Origin of the sequence: Bradyrhizobium acaciae (assembly GCF_020889785.1) — a bacterium.
In the GTDB taxonomy this organism is placed as follows: Bacteria; Pseudomonadota; Alphaproteobacteria; order Rhizobiales; family Xanthobacteraceae; genus Bradyrhizobium; species Bradyrhizobium acaciae.
Map to the genome: position 1 here is coordinate 211,871 of NZ_JACMYK010000002.1, position 24,828 is coordinate 236,698.

Consider the following 24,828-nt stretch of genomic DNA (forward strand, 5'->3'; position numbering starts at 1 on the left):
CGTTCTCCTCTCTGAGAGTCAGACTGACGTGATCACCGATGCCTGCGGCACCGGCGCATAGAGCGCTTCGATGATGTCGGTGCGATGCTCCAGCACCGCGCGCTGGTTGATCGAGCCCTTGTCGGTGACCTCGCCGCGATCGATCGACAGCGGCGTATCGAGCAGGATCGCCCGCGCGATCCGGTTCGACGAACCGGTGGCGCTCGCAAGCACGCGCGCGAAGCGTTCGCGAAAGGCGGCACGCACCAGCGGATCGTTGGCCGCGGCCGCGATGTCGCCGGAGGCAAGCGCCGGATTGATCAGGCGGCAACCATCGAGATCGAGGATCACGATCGCCGCCAGCTCGTCGCGGTTGATTCCTGCGATCACGACGTCGCGCACCAGCGGCGCGCAGGTGCCGACAAAGCGCGCCCGCAACGGCCCGACGCTGACCCAGGTGCCGCTCGCCAGCTTGAAATCTTCGGCGATGCGGCCGTCGAAATCGAAGCCGGCATCGAGATCACCGGGGTTGGCGGGCTTCAGCGCATCCCCGAACTTGTAGAAGCCTTCCTCGTCGAACGCCTTGGCGGTCAGGTCTGGCTGCCGCCAATAGCCGGGCGTCACGTTCGGGCCCTTGGCGCGGACTTCGAGCTTGCCGTTGTTGGGGACGAGCTTCGCGTCATTGCCCGACACCGGAAGCCCGACGTGACCGGAACGGCTGGTATCGGGCCGCACCGACATGAAGAACGGCGAGGTCTCGGTGGCGCCGAGCCCAGTCAGCATGGGCACGCGGTAGCCCTTCTCCTGCACGGCGAGCGCATCGAGGCTGTTCCAGATGAACGGCGACAGCGCGGCGCCCGAAAAGAACATCGCATGCAGCCGATGGAAGAATTTCGCCCGCAGGGCCGCGTCATCGCGCAGATAGGGCAGCAGCGATTCATAGCCCTTGGGCACGTTGAAATAGACCGTCGGCGAGATCTCGCGCAGGTTTCGCACGGTCTCCTCGATGCCGCCGGGGATCGGCTTGCCCTCATCGAGATACATCGAGCCGCCGTTGAACAGCGTCAGCCCGACATTGTGGTTGCCGCCAAAGGTGTGATTCCACGGCAGCCAATCGACGATGACGGGCGGCTCGTCCTTCAGGAACGCCAGCGTCTCGCGCAGCATCACCTGGTTGGCGCAGATCATCCGCTGGGTGTTGATGACGGCCTTGGGATTTCCCGTCGAACCCGACGTCAGCAGGAATTTCGCGATCGTATCCGGACCGATCGCCGCATGCGTCGCATCGAGGCGTGGATCCTCCGCCGTTGCCATGAGGTCGGCAAGTCGCGTCACCTCGCGGCCAGGCACCGCGCCGCGGCTTGCAGCGATCTCGACATCGGGTCCGACATTGGCACGCAACGCATCGGCAAATTTATCGGCGTCGTCGGCGAAGACCAGGCCCGGTGTCAACAGCTTGATGACGAAGCCGAGCTTGCCGTAGTCGCGCGACACCAGCGAATAGGCCGGCGACACCGGGCAGAACGGAATGCCGGCATAGAGCGCACCCAGCGCGATCAGCGCGTGATCGATCGAATTGCCCGACAGGATCACGATCGGCCGCTCGGCTGACAATCCGCGCGCGATCAGCGCGGAAGCGATGCGCCGCGTGGCCTCATACAATTGCGCGTAGGTGATCTGCCGCCAGCCGCCGCCGGCTGCGCGCTCGGCCATGAACACGCGGTTCGGCTCGGCGTTTGCCCAGTGATGCAACCGGTCGGTGAGGCGAACGGGAAACTCGGCGAGCCTGAGCTTCGGGCGAAGATAGATCGTGCCGTCGTCGCGGCGCTCGACGGTGACATCGGGGTTGCCGAACGAGATCGGGCGCAACGGATGCGCGCTCGCAGTGGACGCGGACGCAGATATGTCAGCCCTGACGCTCATGTCGGCTTCACCTTGGCGGTCTTGCGATCCAGGAACGCGCGGATCCGCTTCTTGGCTTCCTTGTCGCTCTGCGCCACCGTTGCCATCAGCGATTCCATCAGGAGGCCGGTCTGCGGATTGGCCTCGGCGATCATCGGCAGCGCCTGCAACACGGCGAAGTTGGTCAGCGGCGCATTGGCGGCGACGCGTTCGGCGAGTTCCAGCGCTTTCGGCAGCGCGCCGTCGGCCTCGGTGAGATATTGCGAGAAACCATAGGCTGCGCCCTCGGTCGCCGAATAGACGCGGCCGGTCAGCATCATGTCCGCCATCCGCGGCACGCCGATCAACCGCGGCAGCCGCACCGATCCGCCGCCGCCGACGAAGATGCCGCGCTGGCCCTCGGGCAGCGCGAAATAGGCCGACGGCTCGGCAACCCTGATATGCGCGGCGCAGGCCAGCTCCAGCCCGCCGCCGATCACCGCGCCCTTCAGTGCAGCGATCACGGGCACGCGGCAATACTGGATGCGGTCGAACACCCGGTGCCACATCTGGGAATGCACCAGGCCCTCGGTGGCGTCGCGTTCGGTCAGTTCGGACAGATCGAGACCAGACGAGAAATGATCGCCGACGCCATGGATGACGACCGCGCCGACGTCCTCAGGGATGGCCGAAAAACAATCCCGCAGCGCCAGGATGATGCCGTCATTCAGCGCATTGCGCTTGGCGGGCCGGTTGAGCCCGACCGTCAGCACCGCCCCTCGCGTCTCGATCCTGAGCAGCGAGGCATCACCCGCGTCGGCAGCGTTTCCCATGGCGTTATTGTTTCCTGTTCAGAATAGTTATGTTTTATAACTATCATCGCAGGAGTCAAGACGGGATGATCGGGGCATCCGGGAGCAACGGTCTGCATTGCCCCCACGACCACCACCCATCATCGGTTCGAGCTGATATACGCAACTCTCTCTAGCCGTCGTCCCTGCGAAAGCAGGGACCCATAACCACAAATGGTCATTGTTGCGCGACGCCGAATGACGAGTCCCATTCACAACAGAGGCCGCGGAGTATGGGTCCCTGCTTTCGCAGGGACGACGGTGAAGATGGGTCTCGATCCAAGATGCCGAACGAAGCAGTGTCCGCTGGACGGTGACGCGCGCCCTCACAACACCTGATGCACGTCGATCACGACGCGGTCGGCGTGGCGGGCGGCGGAGCCGATGAAGATGTGCTCCATGAGCCAGCGGTACTTTTCGGAACCGGTTTCGAATTTCGGCACGGTGCGGAAATAGATCAGTTTCGGATCGACCGGCTCGCCGCGCTTGAGCTTCTCGAGCAGCTCGACCGGCCCGAAGCGGATGCCCTTGTTCTCGACATAGACGACGGCGCCGTCGTCGGTCTCGAAGGCATATTTTGCCTCCAGCTCGGTCAGCTCGTTGGGCCGGATGATCTGGAAGTCGGCGCCGAAGGGCAGCACCTTTCCATTGATCCCCTCGCCTTTCACCTCACCGCCGATGATCGGAATGATGCGGCGGACGCCGGTGCCGATGTCGCCGGCGGAGGTCACCTCGGCGATCCGGGCGGTGATGGTGAAGACGTATCTGGTCTGAAGCTCCGGAGTCATGGATTTAGCCTATCATGCGTTGCGGCAGCCAGGTCGCAAGCAGCGGGAACAGGATCAGGATCACCAGCCGGATCAGATCGGTGATCACGAACGGCAGCACGCCGACGAAGATCGTCGACATGTTGACGTCCTTGATCACGCTCTTGATCACGAACACGTTCATGCCGACCGGCGGATGGATCAGGCCGAGTTCCACCGTCATGACGATGATGATGCCGAACCAGATCGGATCGAAGCCGAGCGACGTCACCACCGGAAACACGATCGGCACGGTGAGGATCACCATCGCCATCGCATCCATCAGGCAGCCCAGCACCAGATACATCAGCAGGATCAGCGCCAGCACGCCGTAGGGGCCGATGCCGAGGCCGGTGAGGAATTCGGTGACGTTCTGCGGCGTCTGGGTGATGGTGAGGAAATAGCCGAAGCAGAGCGCGCCGATCAGCACCGTGAACACCGCTGCCGCGGTGCGCGTCGCCTGCAGCAGCGATTGCAGAATGCCCTCTTTGGTCAGCTTGCCTCTGAGGATGCCGATGATGAAGGCTCCGACCGCGCCGACCGCGCCGGCTTCGGTCGGGACGAAGAAGCCGCCATAGAGGCCGCCGATCACGAACAGGAACAGCAGCAGCGGAGACCAGACGTCGCGCATGGCCATGGCGCGCTCGCCCCACGACGCCTTCTTGCCGGCCGGCAGGAAGCCCGGGCGGGTCACGCCGATGATGCCGATCGTGATCATGTGCATCAGGATCGCGAGCAGGCCCGGGACGACGCCCGCGATGAACAGCTTGCCGATGTCCTGCTGGGTGATGATGCCGTAGACCGCGAGCACGGTGGATGGCGGCAGCATCGCTCCCAGCGTGCCGCCGACCGCGATCACGCCGGTGGAGAAGGATTGCGGATAGCCGAAGCGGCGCATCTCGGGATAGGCCACCGCCGAGAAGGTCGCGGCGGTCGCAACCGACGAGCCCGAGATCGCGGCGAAACCGCCGCAGGCCGCGATGGTCGCAATGCCGAGCCCGCCCTTCCAGTGGCCGACGAAGGTGTTGGCGGCGCGGAACAACTCGCGACTGATGCCCGAGACGGACACGAAGGCGCCCATCAAGAGGAACATCGGGATCACGCCGAAGGAGTAATCCGTCACCGTGCGCATGGTGGTCTGGCCGACCAGCTTGAGCGCCGGCGCGAAGCCCGTGAGGTAGCCGAAGCCGGTGATGCCGACGAGGCCCATCGCCATGCCGACGGGCACGCGCAGCAGCATCAGCACGAACAGGCTGACAAAGCCGATGACGGCGACAGCCTCGGGACTCAGATCAAGACTCATGGACCTCTACTCCGCAGTCTTGATCTTGGCATCGTGGATATCTTCCGGATGGAAGATCAGGCGGTAGGTGCGGATCGCGATCAGCAGCACGGCGGAGACGTCGCCGATCCACGACACCAGGAAGAACGGCCAGACGGGTACGCCGAGATCCATGGTGACGATGTGGCTGTTTTTGGTGTCGATCACCTTGTCGATCAGCGTGTAGGTCTGCACGCTCACCACGAACAGCAGCACCAGCGTCGCGAAGATGTCGATCCAGCGCTGGTAGCGCGGCGTGGCATTGGCCCAGACCAGATCGACCGTGATGTGGGTGCCGCGATAGCTGGTCGCCGCGATGCCCCAGAAGATCAGGATGCCGAGCAGGAACTGGCCGAAATTATAGTAGTCCGGGATCGTCACCGCGAAGAACTTGCGCATGAACACCGCGGTGAAGGTGTTGAGCGCGACGACGCCGACGAAGAAGGCCGCCACCCATTCGATCGAATCGATGAAGCGGTCCATGAAATTCTTGCGCGCCGGCTCGGGAGGCCCGGTGATCGCGCCGTCTTGGGAAACTTCTGAATTGGCAGCCATGCTTCGAGATCCCACCCCGCGTCATGGCCAGGCTTGTCCCGGCCATCCACGTCTTCGTTACCGTTCAGCAGTAAGGCGTGGATGCCCGGGACAAGCCCGGGCATGACGACCTCATTTGCCTCGGCAGCGCCTTAAATCCCCGCCTCGTACTTCTTCAGCGTGGCCTGCAGATCGGCATCGATCTTCTCTGCGTCGCCGCCGGCCTTCTTCACGGCCTCGGCCCAGCTGTCGTGCAGCGGCTTGACCGCCTTCTTCCATTCGGCGAGCTGATCCGCGGTCAGCGGATAGACCTCGTGGCCTTGCAGCGCCTTCATCTTGGTGCGGCCGTTGGCTTCGAAATCGGTCCAGGGATCGGTGACCTTGGAGGCCCATTCAGGCGAGCAGTGATCGTCGATCACCTTCTTCTGGGCATCCGACATCGCATTATATTTGGCGAGGTTCATGTTGTAGGTGAACACCGTCGTATAGAGCGGCACGTCCATGTGGTACTTCACCACCTTGTCGATGCCGAACAGGAAGATCGAGCCCCAGGGGAAGGTGATCTCGTCGGCAACGCCGCGCTCGATCGCGTCGCGCGATTCCGGCGCGGAGGCCTGCACGTTGGTGCCGCCGAACATCTTGACCATCTCGCCGATGGTGCTCTGCGCGGGCCGCACCTTGACGCCGGAGAGGTCGCTCGGCAGCACGATCTTCTTCTTGCCGTGCAGCGCGCCCGGATCGTGGATGAAGGCGAAGCAGAGCTTGGTGTCCTTCATCTCGGTCGGTGCATATTTGTGGTACCACTCGTTCAGCGCCAGCGTGCCCTTCTTGCCGTCGGAGAACACGAACGGCAGCTGGCCGGCGGCCGCGATCGGGAAGCGGCCGGGCTGATAGCCGGGATTGACATAGGTGACGTCGGCGATGCCGTCACGCGCCATGTCGTAATGGTCGAACGCCTTGCCGAGCTGCTCGGACGGGAACACGGTGACCTTGATGGTGCCGCCCGACGCCTTCTCGATGTCGGCGGCCCAGGCCTGCGTCGCCGGCACCAGCGGATGCGCCGGCGGGACCCACAGCGACACCTTGAGATTGACGGTCTTGTCCTGCGCCACGGCAGGTGCCGCGGCCGGCACGACGGCGGCCGCCATCAGCAGCGCCAGCAAACTCTTCCTCATCACGTCTCCTCCTCTCCAGGACGGCGGGCTTCGTGCCCGGTCTCATTACTTAACATGTTATCTAATTCGCGCGAATATTCAAGCCGAAATCCGCTCGGCGGACGCCACGTCGCACCCGGTCCCTCCGGCATCTTGCGCTGCGGCGAACGCACATCCCCTGCAAATCCGCCTTGCCAAAACTGTTATATGATATAGTTGCCTTGGCAAGTTGACGGCGCTCGCCGAGATGCGGGTGCCCGGATCAAGCCTATCCGATCGGGAGGAGCAGGTATTGCGGACAAAAGTAGCAATCATAGGCGCCGGTCCGGCCGGACTGTTGCTTGGGCAACTACTTCATACTTTCGGCGTAGACAACGTCATTCTTGAGCGGCAGACCCCGGATTACGTGCTGGGACGGATCCGCGCCGGCCTGCTCGAGGAAGGCACGGTGTCGCTGCTCGACAGTGTCGGCGCGGGGGCCCGCCTGCATCAGGAAGGCCTGGTGCATCACGGCGTCGAACTGGCCTTTGGCGGCGCGCGGCACCGCATCGACATGCATGCGACGACCGGCAAGACCGTGACGATCTACGGCCAGACCGAGGTCACGCTCGATCTGATGAACGCCCGCAAGGCCGCCGGCCTGACCACGGTCTACTCCGCCGCCGACGTCAAGCCGCATGATTTCGACACCGACCACCCGCGCGTCACTTACGTCAAGGACGGCGTCAGCCACGAAATCACGTGCGATTTCATCGCCGGTTGCGACGGCTTCCACGGCGTCAGCCGCGCCAGCGTGCCGGCGTCGGCGATCACGAGCTACGAGCGGGTGTATCCGTTCGGCTGGCTCGGGATCCTGTCGGAGACGCCGCCGGTCTCGCCGGAATTGATCTACAACAACCACGAGCGCGGCTTTGCGCTCTGCACGATGCGTTCGAGCCATCGCAGCCGCTACTATGTGCAGTGTCCGCTCGACGATCATGTCGATCAATGGTCGGACGAGCGGTTCTGGGATGAATTGAAGCGGCGCCTCGACCAGAAGGCCGCCGACGAGATCGTCACCGGCCCCTCGATCGAAAAGAGCATCGCGCCGCTGCGCAGCTTCGTCGCCGAACCGATGCGGTTCGGCCGCATGTTCCTGGCCGGCGACGCCTCGCATATCGTGCCGCCGACCGGCGCCAAGGGCCTCAATCTCGCCGCCAGTGACGTGCATTATTTATCTCAGGCGCTGCGCGAATATTACGACGAGAAATCCTCCGCCGGGCTCGACGGCTATTCGGCCAAGGCGCTGGCACGGGTCTGGAAAGCGGTGCGCTTCTCCTGGTGGATGACCTCGATGCTGCACAAATTCCCCGACGAGGGCGAATTCGCCGCGCGCATCCAGATCGCCGAGCTCGACTATCTCGTCAGCTCGAAAGCGGCATCGACCTCGCTGTCGGAGAACTATGTGGGCCTGCCGTTCTAGATAGGTCGCCGCCCCTTTCGTCGAGCAACCTCGCCGTTGCACCCTCAGCCGTCATACCCCGCGCATGCGGGGTATCCAGTATGCCGCGGCTTCTCGATTCATGCTGTACTGTCTCTGGGATGCTGGATCGCCCGGTCAAGCCGGGCGATGACAGCTGGAGGTGTGGCGACAGACCCGGGCCGCATTCAAACACGTCAGCGAATCCCGTTTAAAACTTTGTAGGCGGTGAAACCGTCATCGACATCGCGTTCAATGGCGTCAACCCAACGTCACTAGCGAGATTTCAGATGACAACCGAAACGCAAGTCGCCCCCGACATTCCCCAGGACGTCCCGCAAGGCTTCGAGCCGCTGTTCCGCAAGAGCCCGCTCACCGAGCCATGGGAGCCGCTGTACCAGAAGAAGACCGAGCGGTCCGTCATCATCGGTCTCCGCTTGGCGAGACCGCACACCAACGGCCGCGGCCTGATCCATGGCGGGCTGATCGCAGCGCTCGCCGACAACGCGATGGGCTATAGCTGCGGCCAAGCGACCGGCTGGACCACCTCGTATGTGACGATCTCGCTGACGGTCGATTTCGTCGGCTCCGCCGATGTCGGGCAATGGCTCGCGATCGAGAGCGATGTGATCAAGACCGGCCGCACGATCTGCTTCGCGCAGAGTTTGATCAAGGCCGATGGCGTGACGATCGCGCGTGCCAGCGGCACGTTCCGCGTCGTGCCGAAGAAGCCGCCGGCGAGCTAAAGCGCTTTCGCGCTGATCTAGCCGAAGTGCCAGTCGGTGATCTCGGTGACGAGATCGATGAAGGTCCGCACCTTGGCCGACAGCAGCCGGGATGTCGGGTAGACGACGTGGATCGGCACCGGCGGCTGCTCGAACGCGGCAAGCACGATTCGGACCCGCTTCGCCTTCAGTGATTCGGCGGCCTGGTACGCCATCACCCGCGTCAGCCCGCCATCCTGCTCGGCGTACTGGATGGCGGCATCCGAACTGTTGCTGGTGAAGCGCGGCGTAGGTGTGATGCGAATTTCCTGGCCGTCTTCCATAAAGCGCCAATCCGGCACAGCCGTCATGGCGCCGAACTGGATGGTGTCATGGGCAGTGAGCTCGGCCGGCCGCTTCGGCTCGCCACGAAGCTTGAGATAGCCGTGCGAGGCCACCACGATGCGGCGCATCTGGCCGACATGCCGTGCCACCAGCGTCGAATCCGACAGGTGGCCGAGCCTGACCGCGAGGTCGACGCCGTCCTCGACGAGATTGATGCGGCGGTCCGACAGCCGCAGGTCGACGCCGACATCGGGATAGCGTTTCAAATAGGCTGTCACGACCGGGCTGACATGCAGCCGCCCGAAGCCGAACGGCGCCGAGATCACGAGGCGGCCTTCGGGGCGGGTACGCTCGCTCTCCACGGCGTCCTCGGCCTCCTCGACATCGGCGAGGATCCGCCGCGCCCGCTCCAGATAGCGGGAGCCGGCGTCGGTCAGCGTCACCTGCCGCGTGGTTCGCTGCAGCAGCCGCGCGCCAAGCCGCTCCTCCAGCGCCGCGATCAGCCGCGTGATGGCCGAGGGCGACAGGCCAAGCTTGCGGGCAGCGGGGGCAAACCCCTCGAGGTCCGCCACCGCGACGAAGGCCTGCATGGCATCGATCCGGTCCATGGAACTATTGCATAATCGGCAATAGTGAAGTGTCAATTCACAAGATTGCTTGCGATCCGGAAACGCCCATCTTACGGCGCGGGCATGACCGTTTTGGCGCCCGTCATGGCACCCTTCCTGGAGGCTCAGATGTCAGACGTTCGCAGATACGCGAGCGATATCGCATTCAGTCCGGCGGTGAAGGCGATCCAGACCCGCAAGGGCTCGCGCGACACCTATGCCGAGGTCGAGGCGCACGGCGGCTGGCGCACCGAGGTCGATGAGAACCTGGCCGCCTTCCTCGCCAACACCAACAGCTTCTATTTCGCGACCGCCTCGGCCGACGGCCAACCCTACATCCAGCATCGCGGCGGTCCGAAGGGCTTCATCAAGGTGCTCGACAAGGACACCATCGCGTTCGCCGATTACAGCGGCAACCGACAGTTCATCACGCAGGGCAATCTCTCGGAGAATGCGAAGGCCTATATCTTCGTGATGGATTATGCGCATCGCCAGCGCGTGAAGCTGTGGGGCGAAGCGCGTGTCGTCGAAGACGATCCGGCACTGACGCGTTCGCTGATGCCGCAGGGCTATCGCGCGCGGCCCGAGCAGGTGATCCTGTTCAAGATCGCGGCGTGGGACACCAACTGCCCGCAGCACATTCCGCAGAAATTCGACGCGGCCGACGTGGCAGCAGCGCTGGCCTCACGCGACCAGCGCATCGCCGAACTCGAGGCGGAGCTGGCCGCATTGAAGGGCCGGCCTGCTCCTGCCGCGCCCGCTTAGGCTGCCTGCTGCTGCAACGGTGCCCAGGCGAATTCCGGATAGTATTGCTGCATCATCCGGCCGACATAGGCGGTGAGATTGTCGAACTTCTCGGTGCGCTCGCGCAGCGGCGAATCGAAGAATGGCGTCAGGATTCCCGCCAAGGCGCCGAACGCGGTGGCATCGGTGCCGCATGGGGCGTTGCCCATCAGATAGGGCTTGTCGCCGAGCTGCACCGACAGCGCAAACAACGAACGGAGCGCGAGATCGATGTCCTCGTCGGGTCCGTGACGGCCGAGCCCGCTGAGCAGATAGTTCTCGGCAACGCGGAACTGGGCATCCTCGCGCATCTTGTCGCGCATATGATCGGGCGCGCCGTCGAAGAAATGCGCAGGCCCCTTGGCGAAATTGGTATCGTCGATCCAGCGCGCGCCGACCAGCGCCCAATAGACGTGATGCTCGATCATGCGCTCGAAGGCCCAGGCTTGGGCGCGCGCCTGCAGGCTCAGCGGCGCGTCGAAATCGAAGCCGTATTTGCCCTCGATATGGGCGCGGATGAAGGTCGAATCGGCGATCGTCTCGCCGTCATCGGCGATGAACGGCAGCTGGCCCTTGGGAGAGGCCGGCGGCATCGCCTTTTCCTTGGTGTAGGCAAGACCGGCCATCTTGAGCTGGACCTCGGTCTTGGTCACGAAGGGGCTGATTTCAGGCAGACCGAAGCCCGCGCCAAAGCCAAAAAGCGTAATCATATGAAGCTCCCGATCGCCTGTTGTCGTGAATTGAAGCTAGCGGCCTCCTGCTGCCAGCATGGTGTCAGCAGTAGTGGCATTCACTGTCGAGCGGGCCGACCGGCGCGAGGCGGCGAACCGCCTCGCGAACGCGCTTGACCAGCCGGGCCCGGCCGTAGGACCAAACCGTGCTGATCGACTGTGCGATCAGCGCGACCAGGGCCCAGCGCAGGTCGCCGGAGGTGGAGTAGACCGTGACCATTTGTTCCAGCGCGAAGCTCTGCGCTTGCCGGAAGCCGAGTTCATCAAGATTCGTCATGGACAAATTCCCTTCACTTGAGGTGTTGTCCTGATATAGCCCCCACCTGCTGCCAACATGCTGTCAGCAGCAGCCGGACGGGACGCAGAAAAGCCGACGCGCCGAGACGCTGCGAAACCCGTCAAGACACTCGTCAAGAGAGCGACCAAGAGAATTGCCGAGAGAACTGCCATGAGACGCGCCGACCGGCTGTTTCAGATCATCCAGGTGCTCCGCCGCACCCGTAAGCCATTGACCGCAGATGCGATCGCAGCCGAGCTCGAGACCTCGAAGCGGACGATCTATCGCGACATCGCGAGCCTGATCGAGCAGCGGGTGCCGATCCGCGGCGAGGCCGGCATGGGCTACATCCTCGAGAAGGGTTTCGACCTGCCGCCCCTGATGCTGACACCGGATGAGATCGAGGCCTGCGTGCTCGGCGCACAATGGGTGGTCGGCCATGCCGATCCGGCGTTGGCGCGCGCCGCCGAGGACCTGATGGCCAAGATCGCCGAGACCGTGCCCGATCGCCTGCGGCCGTTCGTGCTGGAGCCGGCAAGCCGCGCCCGCTCGGCCTGGAACCGGGAGCCGGACCGCATCGATATGGTCCGGACCCGCAGCCAGATCCACGAAGGCAAGAAGATCACGCTCAATTATCGCGACGAGCATGGCCGCGACTCAGAGCGCACGATCTGGCCGATCGCGGTCGGCTATCACGAGGCGGTGCGGCTGCTCGCCGCCTGGTGCGAGCTGCGCAGGGATTTCCGCAGCTTCCGCACCGACCGCGTGGTCACGGCGGTCTATCACGACGAGAAGTATCCGGAGCGGCGCGACCTGCTCAGGGCACGCTGGCGGCGCAGCCTGGTCTGGGAAGCACCGAAGGACACCTGATGGCCGGCGACGCAATCGACACGGCCGGCGAAAGCCCCTGCCAATCCTGCGGCGCCTGCTGCAGCTATTCGGAGAACTGGCCGCGCTTCACGATCGAGGATGACGCGCAGCTCGATCTGATCCCGGCGCAATTCGTCAATGCGCGACAATCAGGCATGCGCTGCGAGGGCGACCGTTGCTCGGCGCTGTCGGGGAAGATCGGAGAGGCAACGCGCTGCGTGGTCTATGCGGTGCGGCCGGAGGTGTGCCGGACCTGCCAGCCGGGCGACGCGGAATGCGCGATGGCGCGGCGCCGTCACGGGCTGCCGCTCATCGCGAGCGCGCAGCCGGATTGAGCGCGGCTTAGGCCGTCACAGTCACCGTCTCGCTGACGTCCTCGTCGTCGAGTTCGTCATCGACAACAGGCGCGAAGGTCGACAACGGTTTGGTCGACAGCGTGATCGGCTTGCGGCCGCCATGCGACACGGTCGCGACGCGGGCCGGCTCACGCGACAGCGCGTAGAGCGTCGACCCGACACGGCCGCCGAAATTCACCAACTGCCACTCGCTGCAGCTCGACGCAATCGCCACCGCGAGTGCATGCAGATGGCTGCGGCGATAGCAGAACAGCGCCAGCCTCGCCCTGTCATCGGGCGCGACATTGGCAACCAGCAGCGAAAGCCCGTTGGGATTGGCGCGGTACATCTGGCCGAGCAGGTCGTCCGCAACTGGGCAGGCATCGTTCTCGAAGGCGTCGCGGCTTGAAAACATTTGCAAATCCCCCTCGATCGGGAAGATGCCGCGCAATCCTCTAACGAAAGGTTAACCACGGCCCCCGGTCGTCCCCGGAGAGGCTTGCCCGTTGCACGCGAATCACATCCACCCGCCGCAAGCGCGGTGGTCGGTTACTCGAAATGAAGGAAGAGCCGTCCGTCAGCCGCTCAGTTCGCGGCCATGTAGATCGACAGCGCAAATCCGGTGAGGTGGTGCAGCGCCTGGTCGACCCCGATCAGGGTCCAGAACCAGGGATGCCCCGATTCCAGCGTCACGCCGAAATGCGAAGCGCAGATGCCCTTGCAGCGATCGACGATGATGTGGATCACGAAGTCGATGAAGGCGACGTACCAGAACCGCGGCGCCACCACCAGGATCAGCGCCAGCGCGACCGCGAGATGGATCAGGCAATGCGCGAGCAGCGGCTTGGCCCAGCCGGTCCTCTGGTCCTTGCCGATCGCCATCCAGGCGTTCTGCAGCATGAAGTCAGCGATGATGTGCTTCGCCGTGAGAAGCAACATCCATCCCACCAGGGCACCAACCGACACCGACGATGACATGGCAGGAAACAACAAGCTGACGCCCTTTTACTTCGGTGAATGTGATTGCAAGAAATCCGGGTCAGGCCGTCAGCACGATTCCGAAAAACCAAGCGTGTCTCATTTATGACACCTCCGGCGGCGGAATGCACCTGCGGCTCTCTCGAAAATCACATCTGGGTTGGGGCGTCGATAGTGGCGATGGTCATGTGGCATCGCGGCGCAGACCAACCGAGATTAAGGTTACGGCCGGTGTCCGGTTTGCATTCCCTCCGGGGAGGTATATCGTCAGCAGCATAGGAAATTTTCTTTCTTTTATAGTCATTTACGGATTCACCGGGCAGCGCGGCGCCGATTGGATTTGCGGGCGGCGGGCCGTCCCGGACGGGTGATGAGCCAGGTCATAAGCCATGAGCGCCGAAGCCTCCGCGCCTTCGCCGATGCCGCCACGGCCACGCCCACCGGTCGCCAAAAGCAACCGTGCGCAGATCATCATCTTCACCCTGCTGACGCTGTTCTTGAGCGCGATCACCGTGGCCGGCGGCCGCCTCTGGCTGCGCGATTCGGAAACGCTGGTGTTCGCGGTCGGCGACGCCAATGGCCCGGAGGCCAGGTTCGCCGCCAAGTTCGCGGCCGTGCTGAAGGCCAATTCATCGCGGCTGCGGCTGAAGATCGCGACGAATCCCGACAACGTCAAGGCGCTGGCGCAGTTCGATCGCCGCGACGCAACGCTTGCCATCCTGCGCACCGATGCAAAGGTGCCGCCGCGCGCCCGCGCCATCGCGATCCTCGAGCATGATGTGGTGCTGGTGCTCAGCCCCGGCGGCAAGAAGATCAAGTCGCTGGCCGAGCTCAAGAAGAAGCGGATCGCGGTGGTCGGCGACGGCGAGAACAGCGTGAATTTCGTCCGCAGCGCGCTGGAGATTTCCGACAGCCCGGATGCGGCGCAGCGGGTGCAGCAGGCGCCGCCGAACACGCCGTTCGACAAACTGTTCGGTTCGGGTTTCGGCGCCGTGGTTGCGATCGAGCATGCCTCGAAGATCGTCAAGGACAAGGCCTACGAGCAATATGCCAAGCGCTCCGGCGGCTTCACCTTGAATGCGATCGACGCGGCCAAGGCGCTGGCGCGCAAATACCCGGCAATATCGGAGGAGACCGTCTCGACCGGCATGCTGTCATCCGCGCCGGCGATTCCCGACGACGAGGTCGACACCATCGGGCTGGAATGGCTGCTGGTGGCGCAATCCTCGATGTCCACGACGACGGCCGCCGAGCTCGCGCGCATCGTCTACGAGAACAAGTCCGAGCTCGCGCTCGACGACGGCTTCGCCTCCAAGATCGAGCCCGCGGCGACCGACAAGGACGCCTTCATCGTCGCGCATCAGGGCGCGGCCGAATACATCAACGACGACACCAAGTCGTTCATGGATCGTTACAGCGACGTGATGTATCTCGCCGCTGCCGCGCTCAGCATCATCGGCTCGATCTTCGCCGCGATCTACACCAAGATCACCCGCGTCGCCCCGGAGAAGGCCAGCGAACTGGCGGGCCGGATCCTCGACATCGGCGAGCGCGTCGCGCATACCACCTGCGCCGACGACCTCCACGCATTGCAGGACGAGCTCGAGGCGATCCTGCGCGGCGCGGTGATCGGCCTGCGCGACGGCACCGTTTCCGGCGACGGGATGGACACGTTCAAGCTCGGCTACGAGCTGGTCCGCGACGAAATCGCGCTGCGCCGCGATCACCTCAAGCGCCACCCGCCGGCAGCGGACGAGAATCTCGTGGTGGTGAAGACCGCGAACGGGTGAGGCGGGGCGGTCGTCGGCATGCGCCGGCAACTCCTCACACCCTACTGTCGTCCCCGCACCCGTGCGCAATTGCGCACTAGGCAGGGACGACAGCGACTGTGTGGCGCGGGCAATGCGTCATGCATCCGCACTCTCGCGACATTGCCGCGCCGCGCGGCGCATCACCCGGCCACCGCATCCGGCGGCGTCATGACGGCATCGAACTGCCGTCCCTCGTGATCCATGTGCAGGTAGTTCGGGTTGAACAGGGCTGCACGCATCAGCCGGTCGAGCTTGGGCACCGCCAGGGTCTTTCCCTTGAGCACGATCAGGCCGTCGGCGCGCAGCTCCTGCAAGGTTCGGTTGACGTGCACCTTCGAGAGCCCGGTGGCGTCGGCGAGATCGCCCTGGGTCAGCGGGAAGTCACAGCTGTCGCCCCGGGTCAGGCCGGCGAGACGCAGGCGAAGCCAGATCTCGCAGAGCAGATGGGCCATCCGCTCCAGCGCCGTGCGCTGGCCGAGGCTCATGGTCCATTCGCGCTGGATTGCCGCATTGACCAAGGTCTCCCACCAGAACGCGGTCACGATCCGCGGATGCGCGGCTGCGACCTTGTCGAAGAATTCGCGCGAGAGGTCGGCGATCGACACCGCGGTGATGGTGCCGATCGAATGATCCATCTCGCGCAAGATGAAGACGTTCACGTCGCAGATATCACCGGGCAGGAAGAACGACACGACCTGGCGCCTTCCGTCCTCGAGCTGCTTGTAGCGGCAGGCCCAGCCGGACAGGATCAAATGAACGTCCTTCGGCTTCTCGCCTTCACGGACGATATCGACGCGCGGACCGAAATGCCGGACGCGCTCGGTCGACGCGCGATTGAGAATGGCGTGGTCTACCGACGAAAGCCGTACGAACTGCTCCAATTTCCGGACTAGCGACGCCAACGACATTGATCTCCCCGAATGTTTAATCGGGTAACTGCCGGGCCGTCTTCAATAACGTATGTTACATTGCACAGCTATTGACGTCTGTTCACTAGTGTACAGACGCCGGATGATGCGACGGTTACATCCTCAGGCGCCGTACAACTCAGTCTCCGGCGGGCGTCACCGGGGAAATGCTGGCCCTTGGCGGACGCCGCTCAGACGAACGGCACGCCGTAGTAATCGTTCACCGCACGTGTGGTGCCGATATCGGCCCAATTCCAATCCCGCTCGCTGCCGTATTTCGGTGCGCCGCGCAGCTGGGTCTCGGTCACGCCTGTTACGTAGCCGCCCAGTCTGGTGTCGTATTTGAGCGATTGCCATGGCAGCGGATAATGATCGTTGCCGAGACCGAGAATACCGCCGAATCCAAGTACGGCGTACGATACCCGGCCGCTCTCCTTGTCGATCATCACGCGCTCGATCGAGCCGATCTTGCGTTCGTCCGATCCATAAACCGCGGTGCCCTCGACCTTGTCGCTGCCGATCAGGTTTCCGAGCTCTTTCTCGTCCATCGCCATGTCAAATCCTCCATTGCTCTCTCAGGCCAACAGCCAACAACGGAGAAAAGTGATCGTTCCTGCCGCATTGCCGCAGTTGCTGCACGGCGAAATGCGATTCAGCCGGTCGGCGGCTCGCCGTCATCGTCTGACGTCATGCCCGAGCCAGGTGTCTTGCTGGGGTCACTTAATTTCGGATCCCGCGTCGCTTCGCGCGCCCGCGGCTTGCGGGTGTCGGTCTTGTGCGCGGTCTGCGCGCGTTGCTTGTCGACTGGCTGTTCCTGACCTTTGTCGTCCTTGACGATGCCGTGATTGGAATGTGCCATTTCTGATCTCCCTGAAGATATGCGGGCCCCGGCGATGAAATTCGCCGAGGCCCGGCACCGGAGTGGTCTGCCACCTTTCGGGGAGCAAGGCAGCGAACGCATGGGCCTTACGCGTGGCGCCGGAGATCGTTCCTGCGGTCCTGCCGACGATTTCGGTCGACCCGATGTCATGGGTTAACGACGGGTCGCGGGGAGCATGCCTAGTATCGCTGGTTCCAGCTCGGAGGCGGCATGATCAAGAAGAAGCGCAACAGGTCACGGCCTCCCGGATCGTTCGAAGACCGCCTGCAGAAATTCGCCGAGGATTCACGCATTGCAGCACGCAAGCTGCCGCCGGGACGGGAACGCGAAACGCTGATGAAGAAGGCCAGACAGAGCGAGGCCGTGATGGAGATCAGCGAATCACTGACGCTCCGCAAATAGCCTCAAGGGAGAGCTGCGATGATCGAGGAACGATTTGATTCACGTACGCTCGCTGCGATGAACTTTGCGCTCGACCAGGTCTGCGCCGACGCGCTGCATGGCGAGGAACATGACACCCGCCGGCGCGTTGCCCGATACATCATCAAATGCGCCAAGAACGGCAGGACGACGCTTTCCGAGCTCACCGAAGCCGGGCGACAGGCGTTGGCCAAGGTCACCGCCGCAGCGGGATAGTCAGCGCAAGCTGCCTTAGCTGCCATCTGCCCTTGGCCTTCAGCAGAGGCAGATTCACATGCGCATTGCAATCAGCATCGGCCTGCTGGTGCTTCTCGTCGCCGTCGGCGCTTACGCCTATGAAGGGCTCACTGTCGAGGCTCCGGTGCCGACCTATGGCATCGTCCTGTTCACGATCGGCATCGTGCTTCTCGCTGCGGTCTGCGCTGGTCTGATGGGTCTGCTGTTCTATTCCAGCCGCCACGGCTACGACGAGCCGCCACACATGAAGCGGTAGAGTAGTCTTGGAGAGACGCAAGCACCTTCACTCGAGCCGCCGACCCTTCGAGACGCGCTTCGCGCACCTCAGGTTGACGGTGATGGGTTTGCCGGCGCCCGCGCGCGAATCTCGGCGATCTTGCGCTTCAGCGCGGCCTGCCGCGGGTCGGGCATGATAGCTTCGCGGGCTTCATTGATGGCGGCGGCAAGGTCGGGAAGCTCGAGCACGCCGTCGAACGTCGGCTTGACCAGCCCGTCGATGATCACGTGCCAGTCCGCGATGCCCTGGCGATAGGGATCGCCGTAGCCCTGGATCATGGTCGCGGTCTCTACGACAGCTGGGGCTGCGCCCGGCTGCTTGGTCAAGCTGCGGTCGATCATGTGCAGCCAGCGCTCGACCCAGGCACGCTCCTTGGCATAGCGCCCCGAGAACAGCCGCCAGCGCTTCAGGCCAGCCTCGATCCTGAGCCGGCGAACGCTGAAGCGGTTGTTGGCACTGAAGCGGATCGAGACCCGGCGACGGCGCCAGCCGAACTGATCGAGCACGCCAAGGACCGGATCGGCGACCATCGCCGGCAAGGCATCGATCAACTCGTCGAGGCGAAGCTTCTTGACGTCGTCGACCGAGCGCGCCGCGAGGCCGCCCGCCGCATGGACTTCGCCGAGCTTGAGCTGGGCGATGCGGATCGCGTCCTCATAGGCCATGCGCTCGGCCATCAGCCGCGCGATCTCGGCAAGCAGCGCATCGTCAACGCCGCGGCGGCCGACGAAGCGCTTGAGCCGGTCGATATAGAGCTGGGCGTAGCTCGTGCTCTGATAGGCGATCAATAGATCGATGGCCTCGGTGACGGTCGGCCTCAGATGGTCCGGGCAGGCGTCAGGCAGCACCGGTGGCCCCGCGTCCTCGTCGCCGATGATGTCGGCGAAGAGATAGCGAAGCGAAGCCAGCAGACTGTCGTCATCCGGCACTGCGGCGCCTCCAGAACTCGTCGCCGGGCTCATGCAGGTTTCGGCTCCGCCACTTGTGGGGTGGCGTGCTGCGCGAGCCGTTGCTCGAGCGTCGCGATATTCTGGAACAGGCGGGCGCTGGACAGACGCAGGAAGTAGAAGCCGAACGCCGGATTCTGGACGTAAAGCTGCTCGACCTGGTCATAGGTCACCGACAGCACCATGCCGGTCTCGACGCACTCCAGCGTCTGGGTTCGCGTGTTCGACGGCGACAGCATTCCGAACTCGCCGACCAGGGCGCCGACCGGCAGCTCGATGCCTGACTCGACCAGGCGGAAGCGGCCACTGACGATGTAGAACATGCTATCGGCCTTCTCGTCCTTGTAGAACAGGACTTCGCCCGCCTTGAATTTGCGCTCCGTCGTGAACGGCCTGAGCCAATCCATCGAGAGATCGCTGTTGACCGATCGCTTCACGTTGCGGACCAGCTGCAGCATCTGGTGCAGACGATAGGTGTTCACCGGCAGCAGCACGGCATGCAGGATCAGCGTCGGGTAATTGTGGGTCGGGACCGCGGTCGCGATCAGGATGATGTTGGTCAGGATGGCGAAGACGCGGAGCGGGATCATGGTGCGCATCGACAGCGTGGCGACCACGAAGATCGATGCGAAGAAACTGCCGGCGGCGCCGGCGTGCTGCGCGAGATGTGAGGTATCCATCGGAAACCAGCCAATTCTCAAGAAGTGAATGAGATCGCCTTATTAGTCGCTTCATTCCTGACCGGGTTGCCTGCCCGCACCGCATAGCCATCGCGTCGCCCAGCATCCCCGATATACGGGGAAAAAGCGACGATTTGTCTGATTTCTCACATTCGCGGGCGCAAAATCGGGCCAACAAGGTTAGGCCATTTGTCCAACATATCGGACTTTCGCCGTGATCATGCCGCAGCAAGCCTGCGCGTTGACGGCCTCAACCGGGAGAGGCAGTTTGTGACGCACGCCCCGCCATTCGCAGGGCCTCGATTCCAGCAGTTCAGCGACAGGCAAGCTCCGTTCCGATGTCCAAGCCGCTCGTCCTTCCGGCCTTGACGCGCTTCGTTTCCGCCACCGCCGGCCGCAACATGACCACGGCAGCCTATGTCGCGGTCACCGTCGGTGTCGCGATGATGACGCTGCTGACGGTCGCGCCGGCCTATGACGCGGTGCCGCACTGGGTCGATGCGCTGCTCTGGGCCTGCCTTGCCTATTTCGTGTTCGAATGGCTGGTGCGGGTGCGCCATATGCGGCGGCAGGACAAGTTCTGGTTCTACCAGCTGTCCAGCGCCGGCATCGTCGATGCGATCGGCGCGCTGGCCGTGCCGCTGGCGCTGCTCGCCGGCCTCGAGCCGAAGACCGCATGGCTGCTCGGCGTGCTCTGGGTGCTGAAGGTGGTGCCGGGCATCCCCGGCCTGCGCCAGCTCCGCCGCGTGCTGGTGGTGGAGTCCGGCCCGCTGCTCAGCGTGCTCGTGATCTTCCTGATGGTGGTGTTTCTGGCCTCTGTCGCCGAATATTTCCTGGAGCGGGACGTCCAGCCGCAGACCTTCGGCAGCGTGCCGGCCGCGCTGTGGTGGGCGGTGGTGACGCTGACCACGACCGGCTATGGCGACGTGGTGCCGATCACCCCGCTCGGCCGCATCGTCGCCGCCATGGTTATGATCTCGGGCCTCGGCGTGTTCGGGCTGTGGACCGGTATTCTGGCGACCGGCTTTGCCGCCGAAACCCGCCGCGACAATTTTCTGAGAACCTGGGAGACCGTCAGCAAGGTGCCGTTCTTCGCGCATCTCGGCCCTGCCGCGATCGCCGACGTCACCCAGGTGCTGCGGACGATGGACCTGCCGCCGCGCACCATGATCATCCGCAAGGACACCAATGGCGACTGCATGTACTTCGTCGCCGCCGGCGAGGTGGAGGTCGACCTGCCCGGACGCAAGGTGAAGCTCGGCGAGGGCGCGTTCTTCGGCGAGATGGCACTGCTCGGCAACGCCAAGCGGGGCGCCAACGTCTCGACCAGCAAGGTCACCAAGCTGTTGGTGCTTGACCTGGTCGATTTCCGCCTGTTGATGGCAAGGCATCCCGATCTCGCCGAGACCATCGACGCCGAGGCGAAGCGACGCGAACTCGAGAATCAATGATGGAGACCGATATGGCCGAGTTGGCCGACACCGCCAGCGGACCCGTGCTCGAAATATCAGGCGCACGCGCCACGATCCGCCTCAACCGGCCGAAGCACCTCAACCGCCTGCAGGCCGAGGACCTCGGCGAGCTCGTCAGACTGTTCGACCGGATCGAGGCGGATCCTGCGATCCGCGTGCTGGTGCTGACCGGAACCGGACGCGCGTTCTCGGCCGGCTACGACCTCAACTCGGTGGCCGAGCGCGCGGTGAGCGCCTACGAGCAGCAGAGCGCGGGCTCGGCATTCGAGGTGGTGGTCAACCGCCTCGAGGATCTGAGCGTGCCGACGATCTGCCGGCTCAATGGCGGCGTCTATGGCGGCTCGACCGACCTTGCACTCGCCTGCGACTTCCGCATCGGCGTCGATACCGCGGAAATGTTCATGCCGGCAGCGCGGCTCGGCCTGCACTATTACAAGAGCGGCATCCAGCGCTACGTCACGAGGCTCGGCGTCGATAACGCCAAGATGCTGTTCCTGACCGCGCAGAAGATCTCGGCGCCGGAGATGCTGCGGATCGGCTACCTCACCGCGATGGTATCGCTCGACCTGCTCGACGAGGAGGTCGACAAGCTTGCGACGATCCTGGCCGGCAATGCGCCGAAGGCGATGGCCGGCATGAAGCGCGCGGTCAACGAATTCGCCCGCGGCGAACTGGACGAAGCCGCCGCCGACCAGCGCCACCGCGACAGCATGCGCGGCGACGAGATCAAGGAAGGCATCAAGGCGTTCGCGGAGAAGCGGGCACCGCAGTTCTAAGTCGGCACTATCAACGCCGTCACCCTGAGGAGCGCGGAACGCGCGTCTTGAAGGGTCGGCGGCCCGGCTGGTGGCCGATTCATCCTTCGAGGCTCGCCCAGCGGCGCAATTGCGCCGCAAGGCTTGCTCCAGCGACAAAGGCGAAGCCTTTGCGCGGGGATGACGGGGCTATCGGTGTGCGGGCCCGTCGTATCCGCTACGGAGTGTCGCTACACCCGCTTCGACCGCATCGCGCTCGTCTGCGCGATCTCAGGGTCACGGGCGAGCGCCTGATAGCGCTTGCTGTCGACGGCGTAGATCGCGATGCGGCCTTCGGCGTCGGCGTGAACGCCCCAGCCGAAGCGTTTTCCGAGCGGCGAGGCGCGCATGCAGGCCTGGCCTTTCGAGAAGAACGTCTCGCGGGCCGCACTGCGTTCCTTCTTCGTCGCCTTCGCACCGAGCGCGCGGCCGGCCGACGACGTCGCGAACACGACGTCGTCGGACGTGTATTTGTAGGGCGCGCCGGCAAGCATGGCGTATTGCAGCGCGCCTACCGTCGGCTTGCCACCATAGGGCCGCGGCTCCTCGCCGACGCGCGCGGGGCAATCCTCCGCGACACGGATGAAGGTGTTGACGACGTTGGTGGTGTAGAGCTCCTTGACCATCCGTCGATCGTATCACACGCCGGTCGCCGCTGCATGCTGCGCCGCCATCTCGTCATCGGCCTTCGAGATCAGCTGGAAAGCCGGGCGCGCGGTGATGCGTTCGACATAGCGGACGAACACGTCCCTTTTGGGCACGATGCCGAACATCATGGTCCAGGAGAGCGCAATGCCCCAGAGGATGTCGGCCGCCGTGATCCGCTCGCCGAGCAGATAGGGCCCCTTTGCGAGCTGTGCTTCCAGCGTACCCAGCATGGTGTCGTAATCGGCATAGGGCGACTGCGTGATCGGCGCCTGCTCGCGCTTCATGAAATGGTCGATCACCGCCGGCTCGAACGACGAGCCGTAATAGGCGATCCAGCGCAGATACGGGCCGCGGCGCGGATCGGTCAGCGCCGGCGTCAGGCCGGCCTGCGGAAACAGGTCGGCGAGATAGATGAAGATCGCGACCTGCTCGGTGATCAGCGCGTCGCCATGGCGGATCGCCGGCACCTTGCCGAGCGGATTGATGGCGAGATAGGCGGCGTTGCGCTGCTCGGCCGCCTTCATGTTGAGGACGTGCAGATCATAGGGCGCGCCGAGTTCCTCCAGCAGCACCCGCGTGCCGGTGGCGCGGCTCTGCGGCGAGTAATACAGCGTGACGCGGTCGGTGGTGGCAGAGGTGGTCATGGGCAGTCTCCTTGCGCCGTCGGGGGCATGGCCTCCTTATGTCCGCCTATACCTGACATCTTGTGTCAGGTATGATCTGACGATGCGCGCGAGCCGGCTGTTTTCCATCCTCACCACCCTGCAGGCACGGGGGCAGGTCACCGCGCCCGAATTGGCGGAAGCCAATGAGGTTTCGGTGCGCACGATCTATCGCGACATCGACGCGCTCGCCGCCGCCGGCGTCCCCGTCTATGCCGATCGCGGCGCCGAGGGCGGCTACCGGCTGCTCGACGGCTACCGCGTTCGGCTGAACGGGCTGTCGCAGGGCGAGGCCGAGGCGCTGTTCATGGCCGGCCTGCCCGGCCCCGCCGCCGCGCTCGGGCTCGACGCCGCAATGGTGGCGGCGCAAACCAAGCTGATGGCGGCCTTGCCGGAGAACCTGCGCCCGAACGCGAGAGGGATGCAGCAGCGCTTCCACCTCGACGCGCCCGGCTGGTTCGGCGAAACCGAGGAGCCGAAGCACCTGCGCGCCATCGCCGGCGCGGTGCTGCGCGAACATTTGATCCAGATCCGCTACCAGAGCTGGAAGGCGGAGAAGCGGCGGCGGGTGGCGCCGCTCGGTCTCGTGCTGAAGGGCGGCAGCTGGTATCTCGCCGGCCTCGTCGACGGCAGCGTGCGCAGCTACCGCGTCGCGCGGGTGCTGGACTGCACGGCGCTCGAGACGCCGTTCACACGGCCGGCGGATTTCGATCTCGCTGCCTATTGGCGCGCCTCGATCGAGCGGCTCGAAGCCGAACTGCATCCGAACGAGGCCACGGTGCGGCTGTCGCCGCTCGGGCTGAAGCTGTTCGATGCGCTGGCGCATCCTTACGTGAAGGCGCGGATGCGGCTCGCCGATAACACCGACGCCGACGGATGGCACGTCGCCACCATGCCGGTCGGCAAGACGGTGTGGCATGCCGCGACCGAGCTGCTGCGGCTCGGCGCCGAGGCCGAGGTGATCGCGCCCGACGAGCTGCGCGAGAAGATGACCGAATTCACCAGCGCGATGGCCGCACGCTATGTCGAGGCGACACCGCGCCGCGCGGTGGCGGGACGCAAGCGCTAGTAGCGGCTGTCGGAGCTGATGACGAAGCGGTCGAGAAAATTGACCGGCAGGATTTCGAACCGGTCCAGCGCGAGCGTAATCCCGGTCACGAAATCGATGCCCTTGATCGTGCCTTCGAGATCGATCCGCCGGCCGCGGCGCAGGCCGCGCGTTTCCGGATGTTGCTCGATGTCGATATAGGCATAAATCGGATTGTCGAGCCGCGAATGGCGGTGCCAGCCGCGTTGCAGGAAGCTGAATTGCAGCACTGAGCCCGCGCCCCAGTCGATCGCATCGAAGAAGCGGGTCTTCCAGGCGACGGGCTGTCCGAGATAATGCGAAGCGATGAACGCGTCGCGCTCGAGCGCAGGCAGACGGTGCAGCTGCCAGCTGATCTCAGCCGGCGTCAGGGAGGCGTTATTCGCCAT

At 64.3% G+C, this 24,828-nt stretch carries 31 protein-coding genes; 12 read left to right on the top strand and 19 right to left on the bottom strand.

Annotated elements, in window-relative coordinates:
* Positions 1–18 precede the first annotated feature (18 nt).
* From H8A92_RS02130 to H8A92_RS02155, 6 genes are all read right to left on the bottom strand, one after another.
* The gene (locus tag H8A92_RS02130) at positions 19–1,902 is read right to left on the bottom strand and encodes a feruloyl-CoA synthase (RefSeq protein ID WP_229194219.1); all 1,884 of its coding nucleotides are present in this window, start codon (positions 1,900–1,902) and stop codon (positions 19–21) included.
* Complete coding sequence (locus H8A92_RS02135; RefSeq protein ID WP_229194220.1) at positions 1,899–2,693, bottom strand: crotonase/enoyl-CoA hydratase family protein; 795 nt, start codon at positions 2,691–2,693, stop codon at positions 1,899–1,901. Before H8A92_RS02135 ends, H8A92_RS02130 begins: the two co-directional genes overlap by 4 nt.
* 344 nt (positions 2,694–3,037) lie before the next feature.
* Positions 3,038–3,499, bottom strand: a complete 462-nt coding sequence (locus H8A92_RS02140) for a DUF3237 domain-containing protein (RefSeq protein ID WP_229194221.1) — start codon at positions 3,497–3,499, stop codon at positions 3,038–3,040.
* 4 nt (positions 3,500–3,503) lie between these two features.
* Complete coding sequence (locus H8A92_RS02145; protein WP_229194259.1) at positions 3,504–4,808, bottom strand: TRAP transporter large permease; 1,305 nt, start codon at positions 4,806–4,808, stop codon at positions 3,504–3,506.
* Positions 4,809–4,826: 18 nt separating this feature from the next.
* The gene (locus H8A92_RS02150) at positions 4,827–5,393 is read right to left on the bottom strand and encodes a TRAP transporter small permease (protein WP_229194222.1); all 567 of its coding nucleotides are present in this window, start codon (positions 5,391–5,393) and stop codon (positions 4,827–4,829) included.
* 131 nt (positions 5,394–5,524) lie between these two features.
* On the bottom strand, positions 5,525–6,547 hold the full coding sequence (locus H8A92_RS02155; protein WP_229194223.1) for a TRAP transporter substrate-binding protein: 1,023 nt from the start codon (positions 6,545–6,547) through the stop codon (positions 5,525–5,527).
* A gap of 271 nt (positions 6,548–6,818) precedes the next feature.
* On the opposite strand from H8A92_RS02155, the gene pobA reads away from it, so the two are divergent.
* Together pobA and H8A92_RS02165 are read left to right on the top strand one after the other, a co-directional pair.
* The gene (gene pobA, locus H8A92_RS02160; RefSeq protein ID WP_229194224.1) at positions 6,819–7,988 is read left to right on the top strand and encodes a 4-hydroxybenzoate 3-monooxygenase; all 1,170 of its coding nucleotides are present in this window, start codon (positions 6,819–6,821) and stop codon (positions 7,986–7,988) included.
* A 287-nt stretch (positions 7,989–8,275) separates the two neighbouring features.
* On the top strand, positions 8,276–8,731 hold the full coding sequence (locus tag H8A92_RS02165; protein WP_229194225.1) for a PaaI family thioesterase: 456 nt from the start codon (positions 8,276–8,278) through the stop codon (positions 8,729–8,731).
* A gap of 17 nt (positions 8,732–8,748) precedes the next feature.
* Here the strand turns inward: H8A92_RS02165 and H8A92_RS02170 are convergent, their stop codons facing one another.
* The gene (locus H8A92_RS02170; RefSeq protein ID WP_229194226.1) at positions 8,749–9,642 is read right to left on the bottom strand and encodes a LysR family transcriptional regulator; all 894 of its coding nucleotides are present in this window, start codon (positions 9,640–9,642) and stop codon (positions 8,749–8,751) included.
* 129 nt (positions 9,643–9,771) lie between these two features.
* Here H8A92_RS02170 and H8A92_RS02175 point away from each other — a divergent pair, with 129 nt between their 5' ends.
* Entirely contained in the window at positions 9,772–10,407 is a 636-nt protein-coding gene (locus H8A92_RS02175; RefSeq protein ID WP_229194227.1) for a pyridoxamine 5'-phosphate oxidase family protein, read from the top strand.
* Here H8A92_RS02175 and H8A92_RS02180 read toward each other — a convergent pair.
* Both H8A92_RS02180 and H8A92_RS02185 read right to left on the bottom strand, forming a co-directional pair.
* Positions 10,404–11,135, bottom strand: a complete 732-nt coding sequence (locus tag H8A92_RS02180; protein WP_229194228.1) for a glutathione S-transferase family protein — start codon at positions 11,133–11,135, stop codon at positions 10,404–10,406. The two genes, H8A92_RS02175 and H8A92_RS02180, sit on opposite strands and share 4 nt — an antisense overlap.
* Positions 11,136–11,199: 64 nt before the next feature.
* Positions 11,200–11,433 carry a hypothetical protein gene (locus tag H8A92_RS02185; RefSeq protein ID WP_163160609.1) on the bottom strand — a complete coding sequence of 78 codons (234 nt, stop codon included), beginning with the start codon at positions 11,431–11,433 and terminating at the stop codon, positions 11,200–11,202.
* Between the two features lie 171 nt (positions 11,434–11,604).
* On the opposite strand from H8A92_RS02185, the gene H8A92_RS02190 reads away from it, so the two are divergent.
* Positions 11,605–12,303: a helix-turn-helix transcriptional regulator gene (locus tag H8A92_RS02190; protein ID WP_229194229.1), complete on the top strand. Its 699-nt coding sequence runs from the start codon at positions 11,605–11,607 to the stop codon at positions 12,301–12,303.
* Positions 12,303–12,638, top strand: a complete 336-nt coding sequence (locus tag H8A92_RS02195) for a YkgJ family cysteine cluster protein (protein ID WP_229194230.1) — start codon at positions 12,303–12,305, stop codon at positions 12,636–12,638. The genes H8A92_RS02190 and H8A92_RS02195 overlap by 1 nt, the downstream gene beginning before the upstream one ends.
* Before the next feature lie 7 nt (positions 12,639–12,645).
* Here H8A92_RS02195 and H8A92_RS02200 read toward each other — a convergent pair whose 3' ends face one another.
* Positions 12,646–13,053: a hypothetical protein gene (locus tag H8A92_RS02200; protein WP_229194231.1), complete on the bottom strand. Its 408-nt coding sequence runs from the start codon at positions 13,051–13,053 to the stop codon at positions 12,646–12,648.
* Positions 13,054–13,223: 170 nt separating this feature from the next.
* Positions 13,224–13,577, bottom strand: a complete 354-nt coding sequence (locus H8A92_RS02205; protein WP_229194232.1) for a DUF3307 domain-containing protein — start codon at positions 13,575–13,577, stop codon at positions 13,224–13,226.
* A 428-nt stretch (positions 13,578–14,005) separates the two neighbouring features.
* On the opposite strand from H8A92_RS02205, the gene H8A92_RS02210 reads away from it, so the two are divergent.
* The gene (locus H8A92_RS02210) at positions 14,006–15,406 is read left to right on the top strand and encodes a TAXI family TRAP transporter solute-binding subunit (RefSeq protein WP_229194233.1); all 1,401 of its coding nucleotides are present in this window, start codon (positions 14,006–14,008) and stop codon (positions 15,404–15,406) included.
* Positions 15,407–15,567: 161 nt separating this feature from the next.
* Here H8A92_RS02210 and H8A92_RS02215 read toward each other — a convergent pair whose 3' ends face one another.
* The 3 genes from H8A92_RS02215 to H8A92_RS02225 all read right to left on the bottom strand — a co-directional run bounded on the left by H8A92_RS02215 (position 15,568) and on the right by H8A92_RS02225 (position 17,194).
* Positions 15,568–16,329, bottom strand: a complete 762-nt coding sequence (locus H8A92_RS02215) for a Crp/Fnr family transcriptional regulator (protein WP_229194234.1) — start codon at positions 16,327–16,329, stop codon at positions 15,568–15,570.
* Between the two features lie 197 nt (positions 16,330–16,526).
* On the bottom strand, positions 16,527–16,889 hold the full coding sequence (locus tag H8A92_RS02220; protein WP_229194235.1) for a PRC-barrel domain-containing protein: 363 nt from the start codon (positions 16,887–16,889) through the stop codon (positions 16,527–16,529).
* A gap of 98 nt (positions 16,890–16,987) precedes the next feature.
* Positions 16,988–17,194 carry a hypothetical protein gene (locus H8A92_RS02225; protein ID WP_163160617.1) on the bottom strand — a complete coding sequence of 69 codons (207 nt, stop codon included), beginning with the start codon at positions 17,192–17,194 and terminating at the stop codon, positions 16,988–16,990.
* A gap of 231 nt (positions 17,195–17,425) precedes the next feature.
* Between H8A92_RS02225 and H8A92_RS02230 the strand changes: the two genes are divergently transcribed.
* Genes H8A92_RS02230 through H8A92_RS02240 form a run of 3 tightly spaced genes read left to right on the top strand, consistent with a single transcriptional unit; the run spans position 17,426 to position 18,128 of the window.
* Positions 17,426–17,617: a hypothetical protein gene (locus H8A92_RS02230; protein WP_163160618.1), complete on the top strand. Its 192-nt coding sequence runs from the start codon at positions 17,426–17,428 to the stop codon at positions 17,615–17,617.
* An 18-nt stretch (positions 17,618–17,635) separates the two neighbouring features.
* On the top strand, positions 17,636–17,851 hold the full coding sequence (locus tag H8A92_RS02235; RefSeq protein ID WP_229194236.1) for a hypothetical protein: 216 nt from the start codon (positions 17,636–17,638) through the stop codon (positions 17,849–17,851).
* 58 nt (positions 17,852–17,909) lie between these two features.
* Positions 17,910–18,128: a hypothetical protein gene (locus tag H8A92_RS02240; protein ID WP_229194237.1), complete on the top strand. Its 219-nt coding sequence runs from the start codon at positions 17,910–17,912 to the stop codon at positions 18,126–18,128.
* Positions 18,129–18,196: 68 nt separating this feature from the next.
* Here the strand turns inward: H8A92_RS02240 and H8A92_RS02245 are convergent, their stop codons facing one another.
* Positions 18,197–19,078, bottom strand: a complete 882-nt coding sequence (locus H8A92_RS02245; RefSeq protein WP_229194238.1) for a DUF6537 domain-containing protein — start codon at positions 19,076–19,078, stop codon at positions 18,197–18,199.
* Positions 19,079–19,107: 29 nt separating this feature from the next.
* On the bottom strand, positions 19,108–19,776 hold the full coding sequence (locus H8A92_RS02250) for a Crp/Fnr family transcriptional regulator (RefSeq protein ID WP_229194239.1): 669 nt from the start codon (positions 19,774–19,776) through the stop codon (positions 19,108–19,110).
* 338 nt (positions 19,777–20,114) lie between these two features.
* Between H8A92_RS02250 and H8A92_RS02255 the strand changes: the two genes are divergently transcribed.
* Both H8A92_RS02255 and H8A92_RS02260 read left to right on the top strand, forming a co-directional pair.
* Positions 20,115–21,227: a cyclic nucleotide-gated ion channel gene (locus H8A92_RS02255; RefSeq protein WP_229194240.1), complete on the top strand. Its 1,113-nt coding sequence runs from the start codon at positions 20,115–20,117 to the stop codon at positions 21,225–21,227.
* A gap of 11 nt (positions 21,228–21,238) precedes the next feature.
* A complete protein-coding gene (locus H8A92_RS02260) occupies positions 21,239–22,024 on the top strand; it encodes an enoyl-CoA hydratase/isomerase family protein (RefSeq protein ID WP_229194241.1) in 786 nt (261 codons plus the stop codon).
* A 209-nt stretch (positions 22,025–22,233) separates the two neighbouring features.
* Here the strand turns inward: H8A92_RS02260 and H8A92_RS02265 are convergent, their stop codons facing one another.
* Both H8A92_RS02265 and H8A92_RS02270 read right to left on the bottom strand, forming a co-directional pair.
* Positions 22,234–22,668 (bottom strand): DUF6157 family protein, encoded by a 435-nt coding sequence (locus H8A92_RS02265; RefSeq protein WP_229194242.1) that lies wholly within the window; start codon positions 22,666–22,668, stop codon positions 22,234–22,236.
* A gap of 12 nt (positions 22,669–22,680) precedes the next feature.
* The gene (locus H8A92_RS02270) at positions 22,681–23,334 is read right to left on the bottom strand and encodes a glutathione S-transferase family protein (RefSeq protein WP_229194243.1); all 654 of its coding nucleotides are present in this window, start codon (positions 23,332–23,334) and stop codon (positions 22,681–22,683) included.
* An 82-nt stretch (positions 23,335–23,416) separates the two neighbouring features.
* Between H8A92_RS02270 and H8A92_RS02275 the strand changes: the two genes are divergently transcribed.
* On the top strand, positions 23,417–24,421 hold the full coding sequence (locus H8A92_RS02275; protein WP_229194244.1) for a helix-turn-helix transcriptional regulator: 1,005 nt from the start codon (positions 23,417–23,419) through the stop codon (positions 24,419–24,421).
* On the opposite strand, the gene H8A92_RS02280 is transcribed toward H8A92_RS02275, so the two are convergent.
* On the bottom strand, positions 24,418–24,828 hold the full coding sequence (locus tag H8A92_RS02280) for a hypothetical protein (protein WP_229181998.1): 411 nt from the start codon (positions 24,826–24,828) through the stop codon (positions 24,418–24,420). The genes H8A92_RS02275 and H8A92_RS02280 overlap by 4 nt on opposite strands.

Bases quoted from the DNA above. Each gene is read 5' to 3' on its own strand.
- H8A92_RS02130 (WP_229194219.1), bottom strand. From the start codon at position 1,902: ATGAGCGTCAGGGCTGACATATCTGCGTCCGCGTCCACTGCGAGCGCG.
- H8A92_RS02135 (WP_229194220.1), bottom strand. From the start codon at position 2,693: ATGGGAAACGCTGCCGACGCGGGTGATGCCTCGCTGCTCAGGATCGAG.
- H8A92_RS02140 (WP_229194221.1), bottom strand. From the start codon at position 3,499: ATGACTCCGGAGCTTCAGACCAGATACGTCTTCACCATCACCGCCCGG.
- H8A92_RS02150 (WP_229194222.1), bottom strand. From the start codon at position 5,393: ATGGCTGCCAATTCAGAAGTTTCCCAAGACGGCGCGATCACCGGGCCT.
- H8A92_RS02155 (WP_229194223.1), bottom strand. From the start codon at position 6,547: ATGAGGAAGAGTTTGCTGGCGCTGCTGATGGCGGCCGCCGTCGTGCCG.
- H8A92_RS02165 (WP_229194225.1), top strand. From the start codon at position 8,276: ATGACAACCGAAACGCAAGTCGCCCCCGACATTCCCCAGGACGTCCCG.
- H8A92_RS02170 (WP_229194226.1), bottom strand. From the start codon at position 9,642: ATGGACCGGATCGATGCCATGCAGGCCTTCGTCGCGGTGGCGGACCTC.
- H8A92_RS02175 (WP_229194227.1), top strand. From the start codon at position 9,772: ATGTCAGACGTTCGCAGATACGCGAGCGATATCGCATTCAGTCCGGCG.
- H8A92_RS02180 (WP_229194228.1), bottom strand. From the start codon at position 11,135: ATGATTACGCTTTTTGGCTTTGGCGCGGGCTTCGGTCTGCCTGAAATC.
- H8A92_RS02185 (WP_163160609.1), bottom strand. From the start codon at position 11,433: ATGACGAATCTTGATGAACTCGGCTTCCGGCAAGCGCAGAGCTTCGCG.
- H8A92_RS02190 (WP_229194229.1), top strand. From the start codon at position 11,605: ATGAGACGCGCCGACCGGCTGTTTCAGATCATCCAGGTGCTCCGCCGC.
- H8A92_RS02195 (WP_229194230.1), top strand. From the start codon at position 12,303: ATGGCCGGCGACGCAATCGACACGGCCGGCGAAAGCCCCTGCCAATCC.
- H8A92_RS02200 (WP_229194231.1), bottom strand. From the start codon at position 13,053: ATGTTTTCAAGCCGCGACGCCTTCGAGAACGATGCCTGCCCAGTTGCG.
- H8A92_RS02205 (WP_229194232.1), bottom strand. From the start codon at position 13,577: ATGTTGCTTCTCACGGCGAAGCACATCATCGCTGACTTCATGCTGCAG.
- H8A92_RS02210 (WP_229194233.1), top strand. From the start codon at position 14,006: ATGAGCGCCGAAGCCTCCGCGCCTTCGCCGATGCCGCCACGGCCACGC.
- H8A92_RS02220 (WP_229194235.1), bottom strand. From the start codon at position 16,889: ATGGCGATGGACGAGAAAGAGCTCGGAAACCTGATCGGCAGCGACAAG.
- H8A92_RS02225 (WP_163160617.1), bottom strand. From the start codon at position 17,194: ATGGCACATTCCAATCACGGCATCGTCAAGGACGACAAAGGTCAGGAA.
- H8A92_RS02230 (WP_163160618.1), top strand. From the start codon at position 17,426: ATGATCAAGAAGAAGCGCAACAGGTCACGGCCTCCCGGATCGTTCGAA.
- H8A92_RS02235 (WP_229194236.1), top strand. From the start codon at position 17,636: ATGATCGAGGAACGATTTGATTCACGTACGCTCGCTGCGATGAACTTT.
- H8A92_RS02240 (WP_229194237.1), top strand. From the start codon at position 17,910: ATGCGCATTGCAATCAGCATCGGCCTGCTGGTGCTTCTCGTCGCCGTC.
- H8A92_RS02250 (WP_229194239.1), bottom strand. From the start codon at position 19,776: ATGGATACCTCACATCTCGCGCAGCACGCCGGCGCCGCCGGCAGTTTC.
- H8A92_RS02255 (WP_229194240.1), top strand. From the start codon at position 20,115: ATGTCCAAGCCGCTCGTCCTTCCGGCCTTGACGCGCTTCGTTTCCGCC.
- H8A92_RS02260 (WP_229194241.1), top strand. From the start codon at position 21,239: ATGGCCGAGTTGGCCGACACCGCCAGCGGACCCGTGCTCGAAATATCA.
- H8A92_RS02265 (WP_229194242.1), bottom strand. From the start codon at position 22,668: ATGGTCAAGGAGCTCTACACCACCAACGTCGTCAACACCTTCATCCGT.
- H8A92_RS02270 (WP_229194243.1), bottom strand. From the start codon at position 23,334: ATGACCACCTCTGCCACCACCGACCGCGTCACGCTGTATTACTCGCCG.
- H8A92_RS02275 (WP_229194244.1), top strand. From the start codon at position 23,417: ATGCGCGCGAGCCGGCTGTTTTCCATCCTCACCACCCTGCAGGCACGG.
- H8A92_RS02280 (WP_229181998.1), bottom strand. From the start codon at position 24,828: ATGGCGAATAACGCCTCCCTGACGCCGGCTGAGATCAGCTGGCAGCTG.